Origin of the sequence: Dermacoccus sp. PE3 (genome assembly GCF_001021715.1) — a bacterium.
GTDB classification, from domain to species: domain Bacteria; phylum Actinomycetota; class Actinomycetes; order Actinomycetales; family Dermatophilaceae; genus Dermacoccus; species Dermacoccus abyssi.
This window is the reverse complement of the sequence record NZ_LDCM01000005.1, coordinates 95348-116438: the sequence shown is the minus strand read 5'-3', so window position 1 is coordinate 116438 and position 21091 is coordinate 95348. Positions and strand designations below refer to the sequence as shown.

Here is a 21091-nt window from a genome sequence, read left to right as displayed (position 1 = left end):
TCACTCGAACTCGGCGAACGCCTCGCCGAGGCGACGGGTCTGCGTGACGATGTCGTGCTCCGCGACCATCCGCTCGCGGTTGGCTCGGCCCGTCTCGCGGGCTGCCGCGTCGTTCTCGAGAAAGTGCAGGAGCCCGTCAGCCAGTGCTGCGGCGTCGTCCTCGACGACGAGGTTCGGTGGGCGCACGGCCTCGTCGTTCGTCCCGCAGGCGGTCGTGACGACGGGAAGGCCGCACGCCTGCGCCTCGAGGTAGGCAAGACCGAGTTGCTCGGTCCACTTCCACGTCGGGCGGGGTGCCGTCGTGAACACCCGAGCCGAGCGCAGGAGGTCGGCCACCCCCGACGCATCGAGCGAGCCCGCGAGGACGACCGAATCCGGCATGCGACGGGCGGCTTCCTCGACGAGCGGAAGCCACGGGCCGCGTCCGGCCACGACGAGCTGCGCCTCCGGCAGGTGTCGGCGCACGTGAGCCATCGCGTCGAGCACGGTGTCAATGCCCTTGTTCGGTGCCAGCGGCGAAGTGAAGACAACGCGCGGGCGGTCGGTGAGTTCGGCTGCCGGGGAGAACAGTTCCGTGTCGACACCGGGCTTGACGACGCGCGCCCGCTCGAGGTCGAAGCCGTTGAGGTCGAGGTGATCGAGGGCGGCGTCGACCATGCAGAGCACGAGGTCGGCGCTGCGTGCGGATTCGACGGCCTGGCGGTACGGCGGCAGGGCGTACAGGGGCTGACGCGGCATGTTCTCCCACGTCACGACGGCCTGCTTGAAGCCTCCGGATCGGCGGCGCCGGGAAAGTTGCCCGGTGACGAGCGAACACAGCTCGAGGCTGACCGCCCAGTCGGGGCGAACGCGCGCGAGTTCGTCGTCGAGGTTCTCGGCCCAAGCGAAAGCGCCGGCCTCGATGAAGCGCTTCACCGGGCGGCGGTAGGTCGTCGGGACCCAGCTCATCTCCCCCACCGGCTCGTCGGCGGCCAGCGCTGTGACGTGGGTGTCGGGCATGCGCGACATCCAGTAGAGCTCACGGCGGGGACGCTGATCGGGCAGCGAGAGCCACAGGAGCTCACGCCGGCGCGACGCGTCACCGTGGGTCACGGCGTCTTTCCTCCGGAGGCCGCCTCACGGCGCGCGCTCCAGGCGCCGTAGCCGTAGCCGACCGCCTCCATGGCACGCATCGCGACCATGCCGGCGGCGTGCAGGGGGCGTCGGGCCAGGTCGCCGCGGTGGCTCCAGTACGCGCCGAGCACCGCACGCCCTTGGTCGCTGACGGCACCGTCGTGCTCGGCTTCGAGGGCCGGGATGCTTCGGCCGTAGTAGCGCCGCTTGTCGAAGACGTCGCGCAGGGTGAGGTGACCCTCGTCGTGGTCGATGACGATGGGAGCGAGTTCGATGCGGTGTCCCGCACGGCGCATTTTCATGCGAAGGTCGGCGTCCTCCGGTCCGGACATCGCGAGGTGGAACTCGCCGTCGCCGACCATGAACTCACGGCGCAGCAGGCGTGGGTTGTGCAGCCACGGTTGGTCGAGGTAGCACTCACGCTCGAGGGCCCGGCAGGCTGTCCAGAACCCCGTGCCGATCGTGCGCTCGGGCAGGGCGACGCCGGCCGCGCCTGTTTGCTCGGCGGTGTCGAGGGCGACTTCGAGAGCACGCGGCGGCAGGATCATGTCGCTGTCGAGCCACACGATCCACGGCGTCTCGGCAGCCTGAATGCCGCGGTTGCGCTGGGCGGAACGCTCGGGGCCCGCCTCGAGGTAGACGTCGGTGTACCGCTGGGCGATCTCGGGCGTCGCGTCGTTACTCGCGTTGTCGACGACGATGAGCGTCACGTTCGGCTCGGTCTGCGCAACGACGGACGCGAGCGTCGCCTCGATCGTGCGCTCGTTGTTGCGCGTCGGCACGATGACGCTCACCGCGCGCGCAACACCGCCCTCCACATCGCGCCCGGCAGGCGTCCCTGCGCTCACGTGGCTGTCACTCATCCTCGGATCCTCCGTCGCTGTCGCTGTCGCGCGTGCGTCCCTCGTCCTCGGTGCGATCGGCGGAGTCGGTGGCGTCAGCGGCCGGCTCGGCCGTTGCGGCACCGCGGGATCCCCCGGCCAGGCCTTCACGGCGCAGGAGGCCTGCGATGGCGACGACGAAACCGGCGCCGGCAACGCGATGCGGCCACAGGCTCGCCGAGATCGCATCCGCGCTCACCTCGCCGAGGTCGGGGCTGAGGACGAGGAACAGGAGAATCGCCACGAACACCAGGGCAGCGCCGGTGACGACGAGTGCCCGTGATGTCACGCGTCCCCAGCGCAGGCCCGCCACGACGGCGAGACCCGCCACGAGTCCCGGAAGCCCCACAGCGAGCGCGGCGGCCACGACGAAGCCGGCTTGGAGCAGGACCTGACGACCCGAGCGACCCGGGGACCCGCCGCCACCGGTCATCCGCTCCTGTGTCGCGGACCGGTGCGCGCGATGAGCCGGCAGGTCCTCGTCGGCGCTCTCGTCTCGACCACCGACAAGCGCACCCGTCAGCCACGCACGCACCACGAGCGCTGCCGCGATCAACAGTGCCGCAAGCGAGAAGAGGATGGCCCAGTTGGCGTAACGCTGAGGCGTGAAGCGCATCTCGACGGTGCCCTCGGCGCCGGCCGGCAGAACCCACCCGGAGGAGTAGCCGTCGAGCAGGACGGGGCGTCCCAGATCCTTGTCGCCCAGCGTGGCGCTCCAGCGTTCGTCATAGCTCTGACCCAGCACGACGGCCTTCGGCGTGGAGCTCTTCGCCACGCGCACGGATTTCACGCTCGGCGAGTTCTTCGTCACGGCGAAGTCGACCGGGGCAGGCGAGACGCCGGCCCCCGCCTTCTCCGACACGGTGTCGCGCAGCACGAGCGAGTCGACGACGAAGTCGCGCACCGGCTCGACGTGCTGTTCGCGGGCCTTGAGGACAACCGGGTTGCACGCCGTCCAGCGGGTGCCGGCGTCCTTGGGCCCGGCCACACGGTCGCCCGACAGACGCATCGGCAGCGCCGTACCGTTGATCGTCGAGACGGCGAAGCACCGGTTCTTACCAGGCTCGTCGAACGCACCGAGAGGAGCCTTGCGCAGCGCTTGTTTCGTGTCGATCGACGTGAACTTCGCCGGGGCGCCGTTACGCGGGCCGCTCGAGGCGTCGAGCTGCACCCGCACGACCTTGCCCCGCGTCGCCGTGATGTCGATCGACGCCGTGCCGTTCGGCTTGAGAGCTCCGGAGCCGACGACGCGGCCGTCGACGCTGACCGTGGCCCGCGTCGCCCATTGGGTGCGTGATGCACCGCCCTCACCGGGGGCCTGGGTGACGGAGACAGAGCTGATCTCGCGCTCGGGCCCGCGCATCTGCCACCAGGCACCCTGCGGGCTTGCGCCACCGGGAACCCAGGCCGTCTTGTCGTTGTCGTCGGCCGCCTGGGACGCACGGTACTCGGGGCGGTTGAACCAGAACTCCGACGACGACGCCGTGACGGCATCGCTGTAGCCCGCGCTGCGGTCGTAGAAGCGCTCCTGGTCGGCCTTCGCGAGGCGCACCGTGGCGGAGGCGTCGTAGCGACGGGCGTCGGGCATCGTGAAGATGCGGTTGAGCGAGGTCTCGGAGTCGTCGTTCGGGGAGGACGAGTTCTGCACGCGCTGGAAGAGGATGTCGAGCGGTGCCTTCTCGAAGGCCGTGCGGCCCTCGGCGTCGAGGCTGTCGTACAGGTCCTTCAGAGTCGACGGCGTGCGCGCCGCACGCTCTGCCTTCGCCCCGGGTAGCCCCACTTCGGAAACACCGACGAGGTTGTAGCCGTCGCCGCGGGTCGAGTCGATCCGCAGGCGGACGGACTCGGCGTTCACGCCGCCCATGCGGAACGTGGCACGGCCGGTGTCTGGCACGCGCACGGAGACAGACTTGCCGCCTGCGATGAGGGTGGCGCGATCGATCTTGACGGGACCGAGATCGGCCTGAGCGACCGACACGTCACCGAGGCGGGCGGGCTTGTCGAGCTTCACGTTCAGGCTCTGGCCTGCGGCTCGCTGGAAGTCACCGAACCGCCACGACGTCGCATCGTCACCGTCGAAAGCGTTCTCGGCGGCGGCGAAGGGCAGGTCGAAGAACGTTCCACCGGCCGAGCTCGCGGTGACGTGCGCCCCGGAACGCTCCAGGACGGTCTGGTTCTTCGGATCGGTGCCCAGTGTGCGGCTGTTCTTCAGCGCCTCGTTCGCGGCAAGGAGCGAGCCCTGGCCGGCGGTGAGGCGCTGAGGGATGGTGTTGCGGCGGGCGTTCGTGTCGGTTTGCGCGAGGCGTGCGCCGTCCTTGAGCGCGGCCTTGAGGCTCGTCTCGTCGAGGTCCTGCGCGTAGCGCACGGTGGGGCTCGAGCGAAGCAGGCCGGCGGAGGCGAGCTGGGGGAACGCCCAGCCGTCGCCGGCGACGATCATCTGACCCGCGAGGCTCTGGGCCCGGACCGCACGTCGGGAGTCCTTGACCCCGTAGAGCTGAACCGGCGTGAGCAGGGCCTCGTCCATGCTCTCGGGCTGGTTCGTGGGCGACAGGACGTTCTGACCGGGACGTCCGAAGTTCGCGACGCCGTACAGACCGCTGTCGCCGTCGATGAGGCGCGACATGGCCGCTGGCCGCGCACCGCCGTCGTTCTCCCAGACGGTGTCGTGACGCACGAGCACGTTGTCGGCCCCGAGGTAACGCGCGAACGTCGAGGCGATGTCGCCGTTCGAGCGATCCGACTGCACCGTGTCGTCCATGGCCGCGAGGAGGTTGGCGCCGGGTGCACTCGCGTTCGGCGTCGTCTCGGGCAGCACGGCCTCGCGCTTGAGAAGCGAGTTCGTGAGGTCGTCCGGCCGTTGAACGGTCCAGCGATAGGTCGGCCTGGTCTGGCCGGGAAGCATGAGGGTACGCGCGTTCGGGTCTCCCCCGTCGGCCGTCTTGGCCGCCTCGCGCCAGTAGTTCGGCACGTCCATCTCGGAGATGTAGAGCCCGTTGGACAGGGCCGGCAGGATCCAACCGGCCACGAGAACCGTGGCCAACGAACCGGCCACGGGGGCGAGCGCGCTGCGTCGTTGGACGAGGCGCACGAGTTGCACCGCGCCGAAAGCCAGCGCCAGCGCGAAGGCCAGCGCGAGAAGCGCTCCGATCTTGTTCGTCGTGCGGAACGCGGCGAGCGGGCCGAGGCCGAGCACCTTCTCCAGCACCCACCCGACGGGGCTCTGGGCGCGTCCCTCGCCCGGGAACAGCCCGACCATGACGACGGCAGCCAGGGCGGCGAGCAACACGAGAGTGCGGCGAAGAGCAGTTCGCGCAAAGGCGAGGGAGACGAGCGCAAGCGTCGGCCACAGCGCGGTGAGGACGATGACGACCGGGCTCGTGATGTAGGTGGCGTTCTGAGGCACCCACGGCCCCGTGTCACTGTGGCCGTAGAGCGGCCACAGACCGAGGCCGCGCAGCACCTCGGTGAAGGACGACACCTTGTGAATACCGGTGAGCGTCTCGGACATGTCGACGATCTGCGCGCCTGTGCCAAGCGCTGCGGTGGCGGGCACGAGCCAGTAGACCGAGACGGCGACGACGAAGAGGCCGCACTTGGCCGTCACGGCGAGCACCTGACGCCACGTAGCGCGGCGGTGCCACAGCGCGACGGCGGCGATCGGCACGAGCGCGAGCAGCTGGTACAGCGGCACGACGGCCACGTTCATGCCGCTCATCGCGAAGAACGCAAGGCCGAACGCGGCCGGCCAGACCCAGCTGCGAGGCTGCTGCAGACCCCTCAAGTAGGCCAGGAGCATCCAGGGCAACAACGCCATCGGCAGGGCGATTGCGAGCGTGTTTCCGGCGGCGATCGTGTAGGGGTTGGCGAGGTAGAAGACCCCCGCGAACAGGCCGACCCACTTCGTCGCGCGGACGGTGGCTGCCCGCACGAGACGGTTCGCTCCCCATGCAGCGACGAGCCAGAGAGCGAAGTGGAAGACCTTGAAGGTCCACTCCGGTGACAGACCGAGCCCGCGCAGCGCCGACAGCAGAAGCAGCACGGGGACGAGGCCGACGTTGAAGTTCGCCGACCCGAGGTAGGGAGAGCTCGTCCACGACGAGAGGTAGCGCTCGACCATCGTCCACGGCGCGAGGTAGACCTCTGGCTTGATGTCGGTGTGGAAGTGACCGAGCGAGTTGCCGAAGACGATGATCGCGAGAAAGAGAACGAGCCCGCCGGTCGTGAGCGCGTACGGGCTGACCCGCGCGGCGAAGCGTCTCACGTCGTTGGCCTCCGGATCGTCGACTTCGTCACTGCACCGCGCGCCGAGCGCGCTTTCCGTCGGCGCCCCGGCGGTGACTGCCTAATATAACTGGGAAGTAACCCCCAAGAGGACCAACAAGAGGACCAACCCGAGAAGGTGGAGACGTTGAACGCTGGACGCACCGACGTCTCCACTGACTCCGCCGACGAACCGTCCGAGGCTCCTGGCAACCGGACCGAGCGCACGGCGGGCATCGGTTCGGGCGCCCTCCTCGGAGTCGCCATGGGCGTCGGCAACGCCCTGAGCTACGTCTTCGTCCTCGTGCTGACGCGCGCCCTCGGTACCGCGGGGTTCGGCGCCTACTCGGCGCTCATCACGCTCGGCATCGTGCTCGTCATCCCGGCCGGCGCCTTCCAGGTCATCATCGCGCGACGCTGGGCCGACGAGGAAGCACGCACGTCCGGGCTCGTGGCCGCGGCCGGGACGGGCGTCGCTCTCACCGGGCTCACGTGCCTGCTCGCCGAACCGATCGGCGACATCTTCCACCTCGACGGTGTGGCCGCCACCGTCGCCATGTCGCTCATGCTCCTTCCGATGACGCTCACGGGCGCGTTTCAGGGCATGTTGCTGGGGGCCGAACGCCTCGGGCACCTGTCTGCGCTCTACGTCCTCACCGCGGCCACCCGTCTGCTCGGCGCGTTCGTGTGCCTCGCGATCGATGCGAACGTCACGCAGGTCTTCGTCGCCATGGCGATCGCGGCCTGGCTCACCGCGGCGTACGGGTGGTGGGCCTGTCGCGATCTGGCCGCCACCACGCGGCGCCACTCCCCCTCGCTCCTGGCCGAGATGGCGCGATCCAACTCGACGCTCGCGGCGTTCACTGCCCTGACGAACGTCGACGTGCTCCTCGTGCGCCACTTCCTCGACGAACACACCTCCGGCGGCTACGGCCTCGCGTCGACCTTCGGGCGGGCGATGTGCTGGGGCACCCAGTTCATCGCGCTGCTCGTCGTGCCGCGCCTGTCGCGTCAGGGGTCGTCGATGATCTGGCGGGCGGCGGCGCTCGTCGTCGGAATCGGCGCGATCGCGGCCGCGGTTGTCGCGATTGACGCCGACGCCCTCGTGCGGCTCATCGGCGGCACGGCCTTCGACGGTTTCGGAACGCTCGTCCTGGCCTGCATCGCGCTCGGCACGCTGTGGGCCCTGGCGCAGCTGTGGCTCTTCTCCCAGATGGCCGACGACGACACGACTCTCGGCAAGGTGGCTTGGCTGGCCGTTGCCGTCGAGCTCGTCGTCGGGTGGCTGTGGTGGCACGACAGCGCCGAGCAGATCATCGGCCTCGCCGCCGGCTGCGCGGCGCTCGTCGTCCTCGTCGGCGTGGTGCGCACCCGCCGTCACGCCGTGACGCAGCTCGAGTCCGAGGAGGACCTCCTCGTCACCGACCGCACGTGACACGCATCGGGCCGAGCCGACACACGTGGTCAGCTCGGCCCGAGGCAACGGTGGGTCACTTCGCGCTGTCGTCGTCACCGATCTTGCGCGAGCGTCCGAGCAGCACCTTCGCGACCGCGGTGATCGGGCCGGGCACGATGCCCACGGCCTTCCACATCACGGCGTTGACGCGGTCCTGCACCGTCACCTGGTAGCGGCGCAGGGCCTCGTCCGTGCCCGAGAGTTTGCGGGTTGTACCGGGCACACGGCGGAATGTGAGGGCGTGCAGGCCGTTGGCCCAGCGCGGGTCGTCGGCGTGCGCAGCGTCCCACGTCTCGACGATCTCCCAGCCCTTGTGCCGCTGGAGGAAGAGCTTGTGGGCCTTCTGCACGACCGGCCACGACGCGTCGTCGATGAGCACGAGCGCCTCGTCCGCGAGCAACGGCTCGACGACAGCCAGGGCGAGGTAGTGCGACAGCAGCGTGTGCTCGCCGTCGTAGAAGTAGACGCCGACCGGCCGATCGAGCGCGCCTGGCTCGACCATGAGCTTGAAGCAGTCGCCCTCGAGCAGTTCGACGTCGGCGTCACTCGCGTGCTGGGCGAGGTTCGTCATGAGCTCCTTGCGGGCCATCTCACCGGCCATGCCGAACTCCATGAAGTTCTCCATGACGACGAACTTCTTGCCGGCGTTGCCCCGCACCGCAGCGCAGATCGAGCGTCCCTTGAACGTGCCGACCTCGAGGTAGGCCTCGCCCTCGGGCAGGTGACGCGCGGCCTCGTTGAGCACCGCGAGTTCGTTGACCGCCGTATAGCCGGCCACCTGGGCGGTGAGGTCCTTCCATGCACCGTCGACCGGGTCGCCGCTGTGGACGTCGGGGGTGAACAGCGCCGGAAGGGCTTCGAAGAAGGCAGACGTTTTCATGGGTTCCTTACGTGGGTGAGGCCCGAACGCACACGGCGGACCACGGACGGTGTCGGCGAACTCGGGCGGCACAAGAATGCCACCTCATGCGCCTCAGCGCTGGGCAGTCGCCAGAACCTGGGGCGCCAGCCACTTCCAGATCATCGGTGTGGCCTCCTCGGAGAAGTGGACGCTGTCGGTGTACAGCCGCTTACCGCTCACCTCGGGCTGGAAGGGATTGCTGCACACCGTCCTCGCGAGGTCGAGCAGCGGCACGTGCTCCTCGGACGCCCACTCACGGATCAGGGCGTTGACCTGGTCGGGTCGCTGCGACTCGGCGAGCGCAGGGCCGTCGGCGCGCATCGCGGCGGCGTCCTCGGGCGGGAGGACGGACAGATCGGCCTGACGGCACGGCACCGTCGTCACGTAGACACGCTGCGCTCCCCCGGCGCGGATCTTCCCGACGGTCTCGGTGAGACGCTTCTTCGCGAGGTCGCGGTAGGCGGCGTCGTCGATCCACACCTTTCGGCCGTCGAGCATGTGCCGCGAGGCGAGCTGCACGCCGGGCATGAGGACGGCGGCCTCCGCACCCGAGCCGCGAACCTTCGACGTCAGGTCGCGCTTGAGGGAGGCACAGTCATTCGGGTTGGGCACGATCTTGCTCTTGGAATCGACGATCGGGATGTCGAGCACGTCGCAGCCCGGCACGGCCAGAGCCACGGGGTGGAGCCCCGGGAAATTGAGCGACGGGTAGTTCTCGACGAGCTTGAGGGGCACCGAGTCGCCCACCATGGCCACCGTGGTCCGGCTCGAGGTCATGGGGTAGGCCTTCTGCCCCGGCACGAGGTCGGCAACGTTCGCCACGTACTGCGGCGGGCCGCTGACTCGGGTCATCGTCCACATGAGGCCTGAACCGAGGACGAGGGCCAGTGCCGAACCGACGGCGACGAACTGCCGCGTGCCGGAAGTGGATTTCGGCAGCAGACCCTTGACGCCGTTCTGCAGGACGGGCACTTCGATGTAGCGGAAGCTGAGGTACGCAGCGGCGAACGTGAGCGCACCCTTGAGCACGGCCTCGGCGATGTCGGGGAGGCCCGGCACGTCGACCCACAGGTTGATGGGCCAGTGGTAGAGGTAGAGCCCGTACGAGATGCGGCCCAGGAACGCCAGGGGCTCCCACCCGAAGATGCGGTTGATGAGCAGGTTGCGCGGGTCGACGCTCGACCACCCCATGAGGGCGGCGCCGACGGCGAAGAGCAGGATGCCACCGCGGTCGTAGACCCACGTGGTGCTCGGGTCGAGGAGGAAGACCGCCGAGACCGAGACGCCGAAGCCGATGACGCCGAGCGCCTGCGTCACGGCGCGTGGAGGGAGCACCGGGCCCCGTTTGTCGTTGCCGAGTCCGAGCAGACAGCCCAGCGCAACACCGACGAGCAGAGCCTGCACGCGGGTGTCGGTGCCGTAGTAGAGGCGCGTCTGGTCCTGCGGCGTCTCGAAGCCGAGCTGCGCCGTCCACCAGGCGCTCACCGCCGCAAGAGCGAGAGCGATGCCGGCCTTCGCGCCCCGGCGACGGGCGAGGGCGACGAGGGCGAGCACGAGGAAGGGGACAATGACGTAGAACTGTTCCTCGACCGAGAGCGTCCACGCGTGACGCAGCGGCGACGGGTCGACGAACTGGTCGAAGTAGGCGTCGCCACGGCTGATGAGTCGCCAGTTGAGGAAGAACCCGAGCGTCGCGAAAGCGTCGCCGGCGTACTCCTTGCGCTGCTCCGCGTCGGTGAAGAAGGCCGTGTGAACGAGCACCGCGGCGACGAGCACGAACATCGCGGGGAGAACGCGGCGGGCCCGGCGGACGTAGAAGCGGCGGACGTCGATGCGCCCCGTCTTCTGGCGCTCCTTGAGGAGCAGGCGAGTGATGAGGAAGCCGGAGAAGACGAAGAAGTGGTTGATGCCGACCCAGCCACCGACGAGCGCCGTCACGCCGAAGTGGTAGGCGATGACGAGGACGACGAACAGGCCGCGGTACCCGTCGAGCGCCGCATAGCGCCACGGCGTGCGAACGCCCTTGCCGCTGCGTCGCTGTGCGCGCGTGCTGCCCGTCACGGACGTCCACCTGCCTTGCTCAGAAACTGCGGGGCGAGCCAGCCCCAGATCATCGGGGTTGCCTCGGGCGAGAAGTGAATGCCGTCCTCGTAGACCTTCTTGCCGTGCAGCGTCGGCTGGTAACCGTCACCGCACACGGCGGAGGCGAGGTCGACGACAGGCACGTTCTCCTCCTTCGCCCAGGTCCTGATGAGGGTGTTGAGGCGCTTGGGGTTCTCGGCCTCGGCCACGAGTTCGGGTGAGCGGCTCAGCTCCGTACGGTACTGGGGCGGAAGGTTGAGTTCGCTCATCCGTCGGCACGGAACGGTGGTGATCTGCACCGAACGCGCCCCGGCCGCCTCGGCCTTCGTCGTGAGTTCGGAGAGCTTCGAGCGCACGGCAGCAACGTACGCCGGGTCGTCGAGCCACACCGTGCGTCCTCTGAGATGGTGGCGCAGCGCGAGCTGGAGACTGGGCAAGATGACGAACGTCTCGGCGCCCGAGGTACGCACCTTCTCCTCGTAGGTCGCCTTGTTCTGCCGGCACGCGGCGTCGGCGCCGAGCGCCACCGTCGGTGTCCACTGCACAGGGGCGTCGACGATGTCACAACCGGGTGTGCCGAGGTTGACGACCTCAAGGCCCGGGAAGTTGCCGCTGGGAAAACGGGAGACGAGGTGGAACGGCACCGAGTCACCGAACAGCGCGACCTTCGTCGGCGGCTTCGGCGCCGTGAACGTCGGCTGCCCCTCGACGAGCTGGGGGATGTTCGCCACCTTCTGCGGGACGCTCTCGTCGCGCACGGGTGCGGTGGCCTGCGCCGTACCTCCCGAGACGAAGAGCGCGCCGACGACGACCGCGGCCATCCCTGCGAAGCCTGCGGCCCCCGTCCGACGGCGACCGAACGCGCCGAGTCCGTGCTTCATGATCGGCCGTTCGAGGAAGCGGTAGCTCACGGCGGCCGCCGCGTAGGACAGGGCGAGCGTCAGCACCGCAAGAACCCAGACGTTGACGCCGGTGAGGTAGCGCGAGAGCCAGATGAAGATCGGCCAGTGGTACAGGTAGAGGCCGTACGAGATCTTGCCCGTGTAGACCGCGGGTGGCAGGGAGAACACGCGAACGAGGGGTGTGGCGCGCCTCTGCGCACAGCCGATGATCCACGCCGTCGCCGCGATGGAGGTCAGCAGCATCCCGCCGCGCGAGAACATCCACGGTTCGAGCGGCTCGATCGTGACGAACGCGACGAGCGTGGCCGCCAGCCCGAGCCACCCGACGATCTCGATCCACGGGCGGCCGTCGTCGAGGGGATCACGCGGGTCGCGGGGTTTGAGCAGCGCCCCGCCGCTCCCCCGGTGCCCGCTCCACACGCCCGCCGCGACGCCGAGCGCCAAGGCCTGAACGCGGATGTCCGTGCCGTAGTAGGCGTGCGACTGACCACCCAGCCCGACGAGGTCCAACCGCGTGGCCCACAGGGCACTGAGTCCGGCGAGCAGCACGAACGGAAGGGTCCTCGCCAGGCGCGTACGCCCCAGGGCCAGTACGGCCACGACGAGCCACGGCACGACGAGATAGAACTGCTCCTCGACCGACAGACTCCACGCGTGCCGCGTGATGCTCGGGTGGCTGAAGGCCTCGAAGTACTGATCGTCACGGGCCACGAGACGCCAGTTCATGACGTAGGTGAGGGTGGCGAGGATGTCGCCCTTGAGGAACGCCTTCTCCTCATCGGGGGCCAAGAACAGCCCGTCGAGCGTCACCGCGCCGAGCATGACGAGCAGTGCCGGGCCGAGGCGCCGCACCCGTCGGACGTAGAAATCGCGAACGCTGATGTCGCCGTAGCTACGCCGCTCGGCGAGGAGCAGACGCGTGATGAGGAAGGCGGAGAGGATGAAGAAGACGTTCATGAACACCCACAGCCCCGGCAGAACCGTGAGCGCCCCCACGTGCCACAGCATGAAGACGACCATGCCGTAGCCGCGGATGCCGTCCAGGCCAGGACGGTGGGCGAAGAGCCGTGCGGCCATGAGTTCCTCTCCGATCGAACGCGTGCGAGCGTCCGCTCACGGCGACGGGCTCACCCACCGACGAATCGGAGCGGGTGAGCCCGTTGCCGTCAGTGCGGCAGTCAGTCGCGAACCGTGTCGGGCTCGTCGTCGTCGAAGCGCGCGCGACGGCGCGCCGGACGCACATCGTCGTCGTCCTCGTCGTCGACCAGGCGCGTGCGGCGGACCTTGCGAGGGGCGTCGTCCTCGTCGTCATCGTCATCGAGGAACCGCGCGCGACGACGCTCGTCGCGTTCAGTGTCGTGCTCGTCCTCGTCACCCAAACGGGGCCGACGGCGCGGCTCCTTGGTGCGCTCGCTCTGGCGCTCCGTGCGACCGGCGAGGAGGCCCGGGCGGCGATCGGAGTCGGCGTCGTCGACGTCGTCGTCCTCCACGGCCTCGTCCTCGAGGCGGGTGCGGGCGCCGCGGGTCTGCGCTGCCGGCTCCGAGCCGAAGAGGAGGAAGCCGAGGGCGGCGGTGATGATGGCGAGGGCGAGGAAGAGGAAGCTCTGATTGCGTGCGACGTCCTCGAGGATGCCGCACTGGCCCTTGGCCAGACCGTTCGTGTTCGGTGACATCGGGCTACCGCAGCCGAAGAGGCCGCCGTCCTTGCCCATGAAGCTGGTCGGCGTGAGGAAGAAGTACGCGGCCACCGCGAGGAATCCGGTGGCGACGATGAGCGCGACCTTCGTTCCGGGGCGCAGCGACGTCACTGTACGAGTGTCTGACTGGTTCGACATGCCCGCATGCTAGCGAAGTGGAACCGCCTGCGGCCCGGCCATTCGGCAAATAGACTCGCGCCCATTGTCCTGTTCCCGTCGAGAGGCCCACCCCGTGCCACGTCGCGCACCCACTTCGTCGGGTTACCGCCCGGCGCTCGACGGACTTCGTGGCGTCGCCGTCCTCGCCGTTCTCGTTTTTCACCTCTGGCCGGTGGGGGTTCAGGGCGGCTGGCTCGGTGTCGACCTCTTCTTCGTCCTGTCGGGTTACCTCATCACGAGTCTCCTCGTGCGCGAGTACGCCCGTTCGGGCCGCATCGACCTGCGCCGCTTCTGGACTGCCCGCGCCCGACGCCTGCTGCCCAGCCTCATCACCGTGCTCATCGCGGTGCTGGCGGCGGCAGCTTTCTGGACACCCTCGGGACGACGCAGCTCGGTGGCGCTCGACACTCTCGCGACGCTCTTCTACGTCCAGAACTGGCGCCTCCTCGCGAGCAACGAGGCCTACTTCGACGCCAACGGCGTTCCCTCTCCGCTGCGCCACGCCTGGTCGCTGGCCATCGAGGAGCAGTACTACCTCCTCTTCCCGCTGCTGTTCCTCGTCCTCGCGCGGTATGTCCACCGCCGCTGGACGCTCGCGCTCGTCTTCGCCGTCGCTGCCGCCGCCAGTGCTGCCTGGATGGCCTACCTCTACGTGCCGGACGTCGACCCGACGCGCGTCTACTACGGCACCGACACCCGCGCCTTCGAACTGCTCATCGGCGCTGCGATCGGCGCGTGGGTCGGTCCGAGCCAATGGGGGCACGAACGCCCGTCGCGCTGGGTCGAGACCATCTCGAAGCTCGCCTGGCCGAGCCTCGCGGCGCTGCTCGTTGCGTTCGTCGCCCTCTCCGAGGATTCGCCGCTCGTCTTCCGCGGCGGCCTCGTCGTCGTCTGTCTTCTGACGCTGCCCGCGATCCTCGCCGCGGCGTCACCGCACGCGAACGCCTTTCAGCGGGCGTTCTCGTTCGAGCCACTGCGGCAGATCGGCCTCATCAGTTACGCGTTGTACCTGTGGCACTGGCCCGTACACGTCTTCCTCTCGCCTGAGCGTCTGGGCATGAGCACCGCTGCCGCCGCGCTCGTGCAGGCCGTCCTGTCGATCGTCTTCGCGACGCTGACCTACCGCTACCTCGAGGCGCCGATCCGGGCGGGTGGACTGCGCGGTCTGGTGCCCCGCTCGCCCAGGATCTCCCGCCTGGTCGCGGTGACGGCCTGTGCTGCCGTCGCCGTGGGTACGGTTGCGCTCCCGAGGGTCACCAGCGGTAACCCGACCGAGGAGACCGGTGCGGGAGGCGGCGAACTCACGTACGCGGTGCCGTCGTACCAGCCGGGCGCCTCGCAGCGCGTCGTCGTCGTGGGTAACTCCATTCCGCACAGCCTCATGGTGAACTTCCCGTCCACACGGTTCACCGACCTCGACGTCTCGGAGTCGACGAGCTTCGGCTGCACCACCTTCCCCGGTCAGCAGATCCTCAACGGCAAACCTGCCCCCATCCCCGCGGCCTGCCGCACGTTCTGGAAGAACTGGCACCTCGGGCTCTTCGAGGCAGACACGATGCTGTACTTCCTGCCGCAGAACCTGCTCGACGACTACGAAGTCGACGGCCGACGGCTGAAGGCGGGCAGCGCCGAGCACGACGCCTTCATCCGTTCCTCGCTCGACTCGATGCTCGCCAAGTCCAAGGAATCCCGGGTGAAGCGCCCGGTGCTGCTCGACCTCGCCTGCCACGAGATGCCGACGTTCGGCCAGAATCCGCCGTCCCTCAACGACACCGCGAAGGTGCGTCACCTCAACGGGGTCGCCAAGCAGTGGGCTGCGCAGAACAAGGTGCAGTTCCTGTCGCAGTTCGACCGGCTGTGCCCCGGCGGCACGTACCACGGCAAACTCAACGGCCAGGAGCTCTACGAGGACGCTCTGCACTACACATCCGTCTCCGGACCCATCATGTGGTCGTGGATCGCACCGCAGATCCGCAAGGACACCGCGAAGTGAGCCTTCACGCCGTCATCCTCGCGGGCGGCTACGGCTCACGGATGATGCCGCTGACGACACGCACGCCGAAGCATCTTCTCCCGATCGGTGACGAGCCCGTCATCGCTCACCAGCTTCGTCGCCTCGCCGCCGCGGGAGTGGACTCCGTGACGTTGGCGACCGCCCACCACGCCGAGGCCTTCCTGCCGGCGCTCGGCCACGGTGAGCGCTTCGGGCTCCACCTGCGCTACACCCGTGAGCCCGAGCCGCGGGGCACCGGTGGCGCGCTGAAACACGCGTGCGCCGGGCTCACGCTTCACCCGGACGACGCGCTCGTCGTCATCAACGGCGACCTCGTGAGCGACCACGACCTCGCCGCGCACGTGCGCGCGCATGTCCACGCCGGCGCACCCCTGGCGACGATCCACGCGCGACCGGTCGATGACGCGAGTGCCTTCGGCCTGCTCCATCTCGACGGTGACCGCATCACCCGGTTCGAAGAGAAGCCCGCCGGCGCACCTGCCGGTTTCGTCAACGCCGGCACGTACGTCGTCAGCCCGTCATTGCTCGATCTCATCCCGGCCGGCGAGGTGGTCTCGCTCGAGCGGGACGTGTTCCCCCGAGCCGTGGCGCTCGACGAGGGTGTGCGGGTCTACCGCGAAGACGCGCGCTTCGCCGACATCGGAACACCCGCCGCGCTGCTCGCGGCGAACCTGGCGTGGGCCCGGGATCACGTCCCGAGCGACCGCCCGAACGCCACGAGTGTTCTGCTCGGCGCCCAGGTCGCCCCCACGGCTCGCGTCGAGCGCTGCCTCGTCATGCCGGGTGCCCAGATCGGCGCCGATGCGGTGCTCACCGACAGCGTGCTCGGGCCGGGCTGCGTCATCGGTGACGGCGCGCACCTCGAGGGTTGTGTTCTGGGCGACGGGGCTCGGGTGAGCCCCGGGCTGCGACTCGCCGACGCCGTACTGGAGGTCGACGAGCGCCGCTGAACGAGTCTCACTCAGCCGGGCGACCCGATATCAGTGCTCGGCGTCCTGCCAGCTCGCGCCGGTGCCGACGTTGACGTCGAGCGGAACGTCGAGATCGGCGGCCGATCCCATCTGTTCACGCACGAGCTTCTCGACGGCCTCGCGTTCACCCTCGGCGATCTCGAGGATGAGTTCGTCGTGCACCTGAAGCAGGACGCGCGAGGCGTACTCGCCGTCGCGCAATGCCTCGTCGACCCCGAGCATCGCCTTCTTCATGATGTCGGCCGCGCTGCCCTGGATGGGCGCGTTGAGCGCCATGCGCTCGGCCATGTCGCGGCGCTGACGGTTGTCGCTCGCGAGGTCGGGCAGGTAACGGCGGCGGCCCATCATCGTCTCGGTGTAACCGACGGCGCGCGCGTCGTCGACGACATGACGCAGGTAGTCACGCACCCCGCCGAAGCGCTCGAAGTAGCCGTCCATGAGGCGCTGGGCCTCGGCGGTGGAGATGCGTAGCTGCTTGCTCAGGCCGAAGGCCGACAGGCCGTAGGCCAGGCCGTACGACATGGCCTTGACCTTGGCGCGCATCTCGGGCGTGACGCCGTCGGGCTCGACGCCGAAAACGCGGGAGCCGACGAAGCGGTGCAGGTCTTCGCCCTCGTTGAACGCGTGGATGAGGCCCTCGTCGCCGGACAGGTGCGCCATGACGCGCATCTCGATCTGCGAGTAGTCGGCCGACATGAGGCACTCGTAGCCCTCACCCACGACAAACACGCGTCGGATGCGGCGGCCCGACTCGGTGCGGATCGGGATGTTCTGCAGGTTCGGGTCGGTGGAGCTCAGGCGGCCCGTGGCCGCGATCGTCTGCTGGTACGTGGTGTGGATCCGGCCGTCGCCCGCGACCGACTTGATGAGACCGGCCACGGTCGAACGCAGCTTCGAGGAGTCGCGGTGGCGCAGGAGCGCCTCGAGGAAGGGGTGCGGCTCCTTCTCGTAGAGGTCGGCGAGAGCCTCGGCATCCGTCGTGTAGCCGGTCTTCGTCTTCTTCGTCTTCGGCATGCCGAGCGTCTCGAAGAGCACTGTCTGCAGCTGCTTGGGCGAACCGAGGTTGACCTGCTCGCCGCCGATGGCGTCCCACGCGTCGTGCTGAGCCTGGACGACGAGGGCGTCGTAGTCGCTCTCGAGGTTCTGCAGCTCGTCGAGGTCAACGGCGATACCGGCCTTCTCCATACCGGCGAGGACGTCGACGACGGGCATTTCGAGGTCGGCCATGAGCTCGGTGCCCCCGACCTCGGCGACGGCCTCGTCGAGCGCCGTGGCGAGCTTGGCGACGGCTGCTGCGCGTGCCATGACGTCGTCGGTCTCGGCCGTGGCAGTGCCGCCGAGGTCGAGCATGCCCTGACCGGTGGCAGCGTCACCCGCCTGCGGGAGTTCGATGTGGCAGTAACGCAACAGGAGGTCGACGAAGCCGTACGAGCGCTGGTCGGGTCGCACGATGTAGGCGGCGATCGCGGTGTCGCTCGTCAGGCCGCGCAGCGTGAGGCCGCGCGCGTCGAGGGCGTGCATCGGGCCCTTGGCGTCGTGCATCGCCTTCGGCTTGGACTCGTCGGCGAGCCAGGCGGCGAGGGCCTTCTCGTCGTCCGGTGTGAGCGCGGTGAGGTCGATGTAGAGCGCGCGACCGTCGTCACCTGCGAGACCGATGCCGGCAGCGTCACCGGTGCCGCGAGCCCAGGTGCCGAGGACGTGGACGCCGGTGCGTCCGGTGAGTGAGGCCAGGGCCTTCTCGGCGCCGCCCTCGGCAACGACCTCGCCGTCGACGTCGACGTTGCCCTCGGCCTCCGGCTCGCTCGTACCGAGCGTGGCGAAGAGGCGGTCGCGCAGCACCTTGAACTCGAGACCGTCGAAGACGCGGTGCACCTCGTCACGGTTCCAGTCCGCTCGCACGAGGTCGTCCGGTCCGAGGTCGAGCGGGACGTCGGTGAGCAGCTGGTTGAGGCGGCGGTTGCGCAGCACACCGTCGAGATGGGCACGCACGGACTCGCCGGCCTTGCCCTTGATCTGGTCGATAGAGGCGACGAGACCGGTGAGGTCGCCGTAGGTCGTGAGCCACTTGGCGGCCGTCTTCGGGCCGACGCCGGGCACGCCGGGCAGGTTGTCGGACTTCTCACCGACGAGGGCCGCGAGGTCGCTGTAGCGCTCGGGCGGAACGCCGTACTTCTCCTCGACGGCGGCCGGCGTCATGCGCGTCAGTTCGGAGACGCCCTTGACCGGATACAGGACGGTGACCTTCTCCCCCACGAGCTGCAGGGCGTCACGGTCACCGGAGCACAGCAGCACCTCGTCGAAGCCCTGATCGACGGCCTGCGTGGTCAGGGTGGCGAGGATGTCGTCGGCCTCGTAGCCGTCGAGTTCGATGTGCGCGACGCCCATGGCGTCGAGCACCTCCTTGACGAGGCTGACCTGCCCCTTGAACTCGTTCGGCGTCGTGGCGCGCCCCGCCTTGTACTCGGCGTACTCCTCGGTGCGGAACGTCTGACGCGACACGTCGAAGGCCACACCGAGGTGGGTGGGTTCGGTGTCGCGCAGGACGTTGATGAGCATCGAGGTGAAGCCGTACACGGCGTTCGTGTGCTGCCCCGTGGAGGTGGAGAAGTTCTCCGCGGGCAGCGCGAAGAACGCCCGGTAGGCGAGGGAATGACCGTCCAGCAACAACAAGCGCTTCACACATGGCAGCCTATGTCCCGACACTGACAACCCGAAAGGCGACCGACATGACCGAAGCTTCCCGCCCCTCCTCCGCCGCGGAGAACCGCCCCGCCACCGACGACGAACTCGCGATGCTGCGCGAGATGAGCAAGGGAACGCTCGACGAGCGCATGGGCATCGAGATCGTCGAGGCCAGCGCCGAGCGCGTCGTCGCGACGATGCCGGTGGAGGGAAACACCCAGCCCTACGGTCTCCTCCACGGCGGCGCGAACGTCGTCATCGCCGAAAGCGTGGGTTCGATCGGTGCGGCAATCGCCGCGGGCCCGGGCCGCTACGCGGTCGGCCTCGACATCAACGCCACGCACCACCGCTCGGCGCGTTCGGGCATCGTGACGGCGACGGCGACCGCCTTGTCGCTCGGTCGCACTCTCGCGGCCTACGACGTCGTCATCACCGACGACCAGGGGCGGCGCACCTGCACGGCACGCATCACGTGCATGCTGCGCGACCAGTGAACTGAGTGCAGGGTCAGTCGCCGAACTCGGCGATGACACCGTCGCAGACCTGCTGCATCGACAGGCGCCGATCCATGGCCGTCTTCTGGATCCACCGGAAGGCGGCCTGCTCGTCGAGGCCGAGCTTCGTCGTGAGCAGCCCCTTGGCACGGTCGAGCGACTTGCGCGCCTCGAAGCGCGTCTTCATCTCCTCGAGTTCGTCACTGAGCGACCGGGTGTCACTCCAGCGACGCAGCGCGACGGTGAGCGCCGGGCCGAGGTCGTTCCAGGTGAACGGCTTGACGACGTAACCCATGACGCCCGCATCACCAGCACGGTCGACGAGGTGCTTGTCGCTGAACGCGGTGAGCAACACGACGGGCGCGAGGTGCTCGCGGCCGATCTCCTCTGCGGCGCTGATGCCGTCCTTGGCCGGCATCTTGACATCGAACACGGCCAGGTCGGGGCGATGCTCGCGAACGGCGGCGAGTGCTGCCTCGCCGTCGGAAACCGCCGCGACGACGTCGTAGCCGCCCGCCTCGAGCATCTCGACGAGGTCGAGGCGGATGAGGGCCTCGTCCTCGGCCACCACGACGCGGGGAAGGGTGTTCGTCGGTTCAGCGCTGTTCGTCGTCACCCGGAGCATCCTAAGCCCGCGTCGAACACGACTCGATCACGCAGCCAATCATGCTTTGGAGCGGGAGAACTCCGACGCCGCGCGAATCTGCTCGTCGGTGGGACGCACGCCCGTGTAGAGGACGAACTGCTCGGCGGCCTGGAGTGCGATGACCTCGGCCCCGGTGATGACGCTCTTGCCGCGCTCACGCGCCGCCGCGATGAGTGGGGTCTCGCTCGGCTTGGCGACGACGTCGACGATCCAGTCCCCAGCGTCGATCTCCGCTTCGGTGAAGCTGAGTTGGCCCTCCCCTTCGCCCCCGGCCATGCCGAGCGGCGTGACGTTGACGAGGACGTGAGTTCCCTCCGGCACCTCGCGCGAGTGCTCCCAGCCGTACTGTTCGGCGAGGGCACGGCCCGTGTCCACGTTGCGCGCGACGACGGTTCCGTGGGTGAATCCCGTGTCCCGACAGGCTGCGACGACGGCCTTGCCCATGCCGCCGCTCCCCCGCACGGCGATCGTCAGGTCGGTCGGCACGCCGTGGCTCGCCAGGAGTGAGGCGACGGCCGAGTAGTCGGTGTTGTACCCGGTGAGGACTCCGTCGTCGTTGACGATCGTGTTGACCGAATCGATGGCCTTCGCCGACTCGTCGAGCCGGTCGAGCATGGGAATGACCTGCTCCTTGAACGGCATGCTCACCGCGGCGCCGCGGATCGGCAGCCCCCTGATGCCCGCCACGGCCTGCTCGAGGTCGGGGGGCGAGAACGCCTTGTAGACGTAGTCGAGCCCGAGTTCGTCGTAGAGGCGGTTGTGGAAGCGCGTGCCGATGTTGCTCGGGTTGCCCGACATCGAGATGCACAGCTGGGTGTCCTTCGAGAGCATGG

General features: G+C 69.0%; 14 protein-coding genes. 4 read left to right on the top strand and 10 right to left on the bottom strand.

Annotated elements, in window-relative coordinates; genetic code table 11:
• Genes AA983_RS13100 through AA983_RS13090 form a run of 3 tightly spaced genes read right to left on the bottom strand, consistent with a single transcriptional unit; the run spans position 1 to position 6255 of the window.
• The gene (locus tag AA983_RS13100; protein ID WP_047312735.1) at positions 1–1092 is read right to left on the bottom strand and encodes a glycosyltransferase family 4 protein; all 1092 of its coding nucleotides are present in this window, start codon (positions 1090–1092) and stop codon (positions 1–3) included.
• On the bottom strand, positions 1089–1976 hold the full coding sequence (locus tag AA983_RS13095) for a glycosyltransferase family 2 protein (protein WP_052947142.1): 888 nt from the start codon (positions 1974–1976) through the stop codon (positions 1089–1091). The genes AA983_RS13100 and AA983_RS13095 overlap by 4 nt, the downstream gene beginning before the upstream one ends.
• Positions 1969–6255: an alpha-(1->3)-arabinofuranosyltransferase family protein gene (locus AA983_RS13090; RefSeq protein ID WP_047312734.1), complete on the bottom strand. Its 4287-nt coding sequence runs from the start codon at positions 6253–6255 to the stop codon at positions 1969–1971. The genes AA983_RS13095 and AA983_RS13090 overlap by 8 nt, the downstream gene beginning before the upstream one ends.
• Before the next feature lie 147 nt (positions 6256–6402).
• Between AA983_RS13090 and AA983_RS13085 the strand changes: the two genes are divergently transcribed.
• Positions 6403–7689: a lipopolysaccharide biosynthesis protein gene (locus AA983_RS13085; RefSeq protein WP_156170424.1), complete on the top strand. Its 1287-nt coding sequence runs from the start codon at positions 6403–6405 to the stop codon at positions 7687–7689.
• A 55-nt stretch (positions 7690–7744) separates the two neighbouring features.
• On the opposite strand, the gene AA983_RS13080 is transcribed toward AA983_RS13085, so the two are convergent.
• The 4 genes from AA983_RS13080 to AA983_RS13065 all read right to left on the bottom strand — a co-directional run bounded on the left by AA983_RS13080 (position 7745) and on the right by AA983_RS13065 (position 13430).
• Entirely contained in the window at positions 7745–8590 is an 846-nt protein-coding gene (locus tag AA983_RS13080; RefSeq protein WP_047312732.1) for a class I SAM-dependent methyltransferase, read from the bottom strand.
• 93 nt (positions 8591–8683) lie between these two features.
• The gene (locus AA983_RS15010) at positions 8684–10672 is read right to left on the bottom strand and encodes an acyltransferase family protein (RefSeq protein WP_052947141.1); all 1989 of its coding nucleotides are present in this window, start codon (positions 10670–10672) and stop codon (positions 8684–8686) included.
• Positions 10669–12672 carry an acyltransferase family protein gene (locus AA983_RS13070; RefSeq protein WP_047312731.1) on the bottom strand — a complete coding sequence of 668 codons (2004 nt, stop codon included), beginning with the start codon at positions 12670–12672 and terminating at the stop codon, positions 10669–10671. The genes AA983_RS15010 and AA983_RS13070 overlap by 4 nt, the downstream gene beginning before the upstream one ends.
• Before the next feature lie 101 nt (positions 12673–12773).
• Positions 12774–13430 (bottom strand): hypothetical protein, encoded by a 657-nt coding sequence (locus AA983_RS13065; protein ID WP_156170422.1) that lies wholly within the window; start codon positions 13428–13430, stop codon positions 12774–12776.
• A 94-nt stretch (positions 13431–13524) separates the two neighbouring features.
• Between AA983_RS13065 and AA983_RS15005 the strand changes: the two genes are divergently transcribed.
• A complete protein-coding gene (locus AA983_RS15005; protein ID WP_052947140.1) occupies positions 13525–15444 on the top strand; it encodes an acyltransferase in 1920 nt (639 codons plus the stop codon).
• Positions 15441–16415 carry an NDP-sugar synthase gene (locus AA983_RS13055; protein WP_052947139.1) on the top strand — a complete coding sequence of 325 codons (975 nt, stop codon included), beginning with the start codon at positions 15441–15443 and terminating at the stop codon, positions 16413–16415. The genes AA983_RS15005 and AA983_RS13055 overlap by 4 nt, the downstream gene beginning before the upstream one ends.
• Before the next feature lie 30 nt (positions 16416–16445).
• Here the strand turns inward: AA983_RS13055 and polA are convergent, their stop codons facing one another.
• Entirely contained in the window at positions 16446–19115 is a 2670-nt protein-coding gene (gene polA / locus AA983_RS13050) for a DNA polymerase I (RefSeq protein WP_047312729.1), read from the bottom strand.
• Positions 19116–19162: 47 nt separating this feature from the next.
• Here polA and AA983_RS13045 point away from each other — a divergent pair, with 47 nt between their 5' ends.
• A complete protein-coding gene (locus AA983_RS13045) occupies positions 19163–19612 on the top strand; it encodes a PaaI family thioesterase (RefSeq protein WP_047312876.1) in 450 nt (149 codons plus the stop codon).
• 13 nt (positions 19613–19625) lie between these two features.
• Here the strand turns inward: AA983_RS13045 and AA983_RS13040 are convergent, their stop codons facing one another.
• Both AA983_RS13040 and AA983_RS13035 read right to left on the bottom strand, forming a co-directional pair.
• Entirely contained in the window at positions 19626–20228 is a 603-nt protein-coding gene (locus tag AA983_RS13040; RefSeq protein WP_369798815.1) for an ANTAR domain-containing response regulator, read from the bottom strand.
• A gap of 48 nt (positions 20229–20276) precedes the next feature.
• Positions 20277–21089: a shikimate 5-dehydrogenase gene (locus tag AA983_RS13035; protein ID WP_047312727.1), complete on the bottom strand. Its 813-nt coding sequence runs from the start codon at positions 21087–21089 to the stop codon at positions 20277–20279.
• Positions 21090–21091: the final 2 nt, after the last annotated feature.

Coding starts and splice junctions, on each gene's coding strand:
- AA983_RS13095 (WP_052947142.1), bottom strand. CDS start 1,976: ATGAGTGACAGCCACGTGAGCGCAGGGACGCCTGCCGGGCGCGATGTG.
- AA983_RS13080 (WP_047312732.1), bottom strand. CDS start 8,590: ATGAAAACGTCTGCCTTCTTCGAAGCCCTTCCGGCGCTGTTCACCCCC.
- AA983_RS13070 (WP_047312731.1), bottom strand. CDS start 12,672: ATGGCCGCACGGCTCTTCGCCCACCGTCCTGGCCTGGACGGCATCCGC.
- AA983_RS13065 (WP_156170422.1), bottom strand. CDS start 13,430: ATGTCGAACCAGTCAGACACTCGTACAGTGACGTCGCTGCGCCCCGGA.
- AA983_RS13045 (WP_047312876.1), top strand. CDS start 19,163: ATGACCGAAGCTTCCCGCCCCTCCTCCGCCGCGGAGAACCGCCCCGCC.
- AA983_RS13035 (WP_047312727.1), bottom strand. CDS start 21,089: ATGCTCTCGAAGGACACCCAGCTGTGCATCTCGATGTCGGGCAACCCG.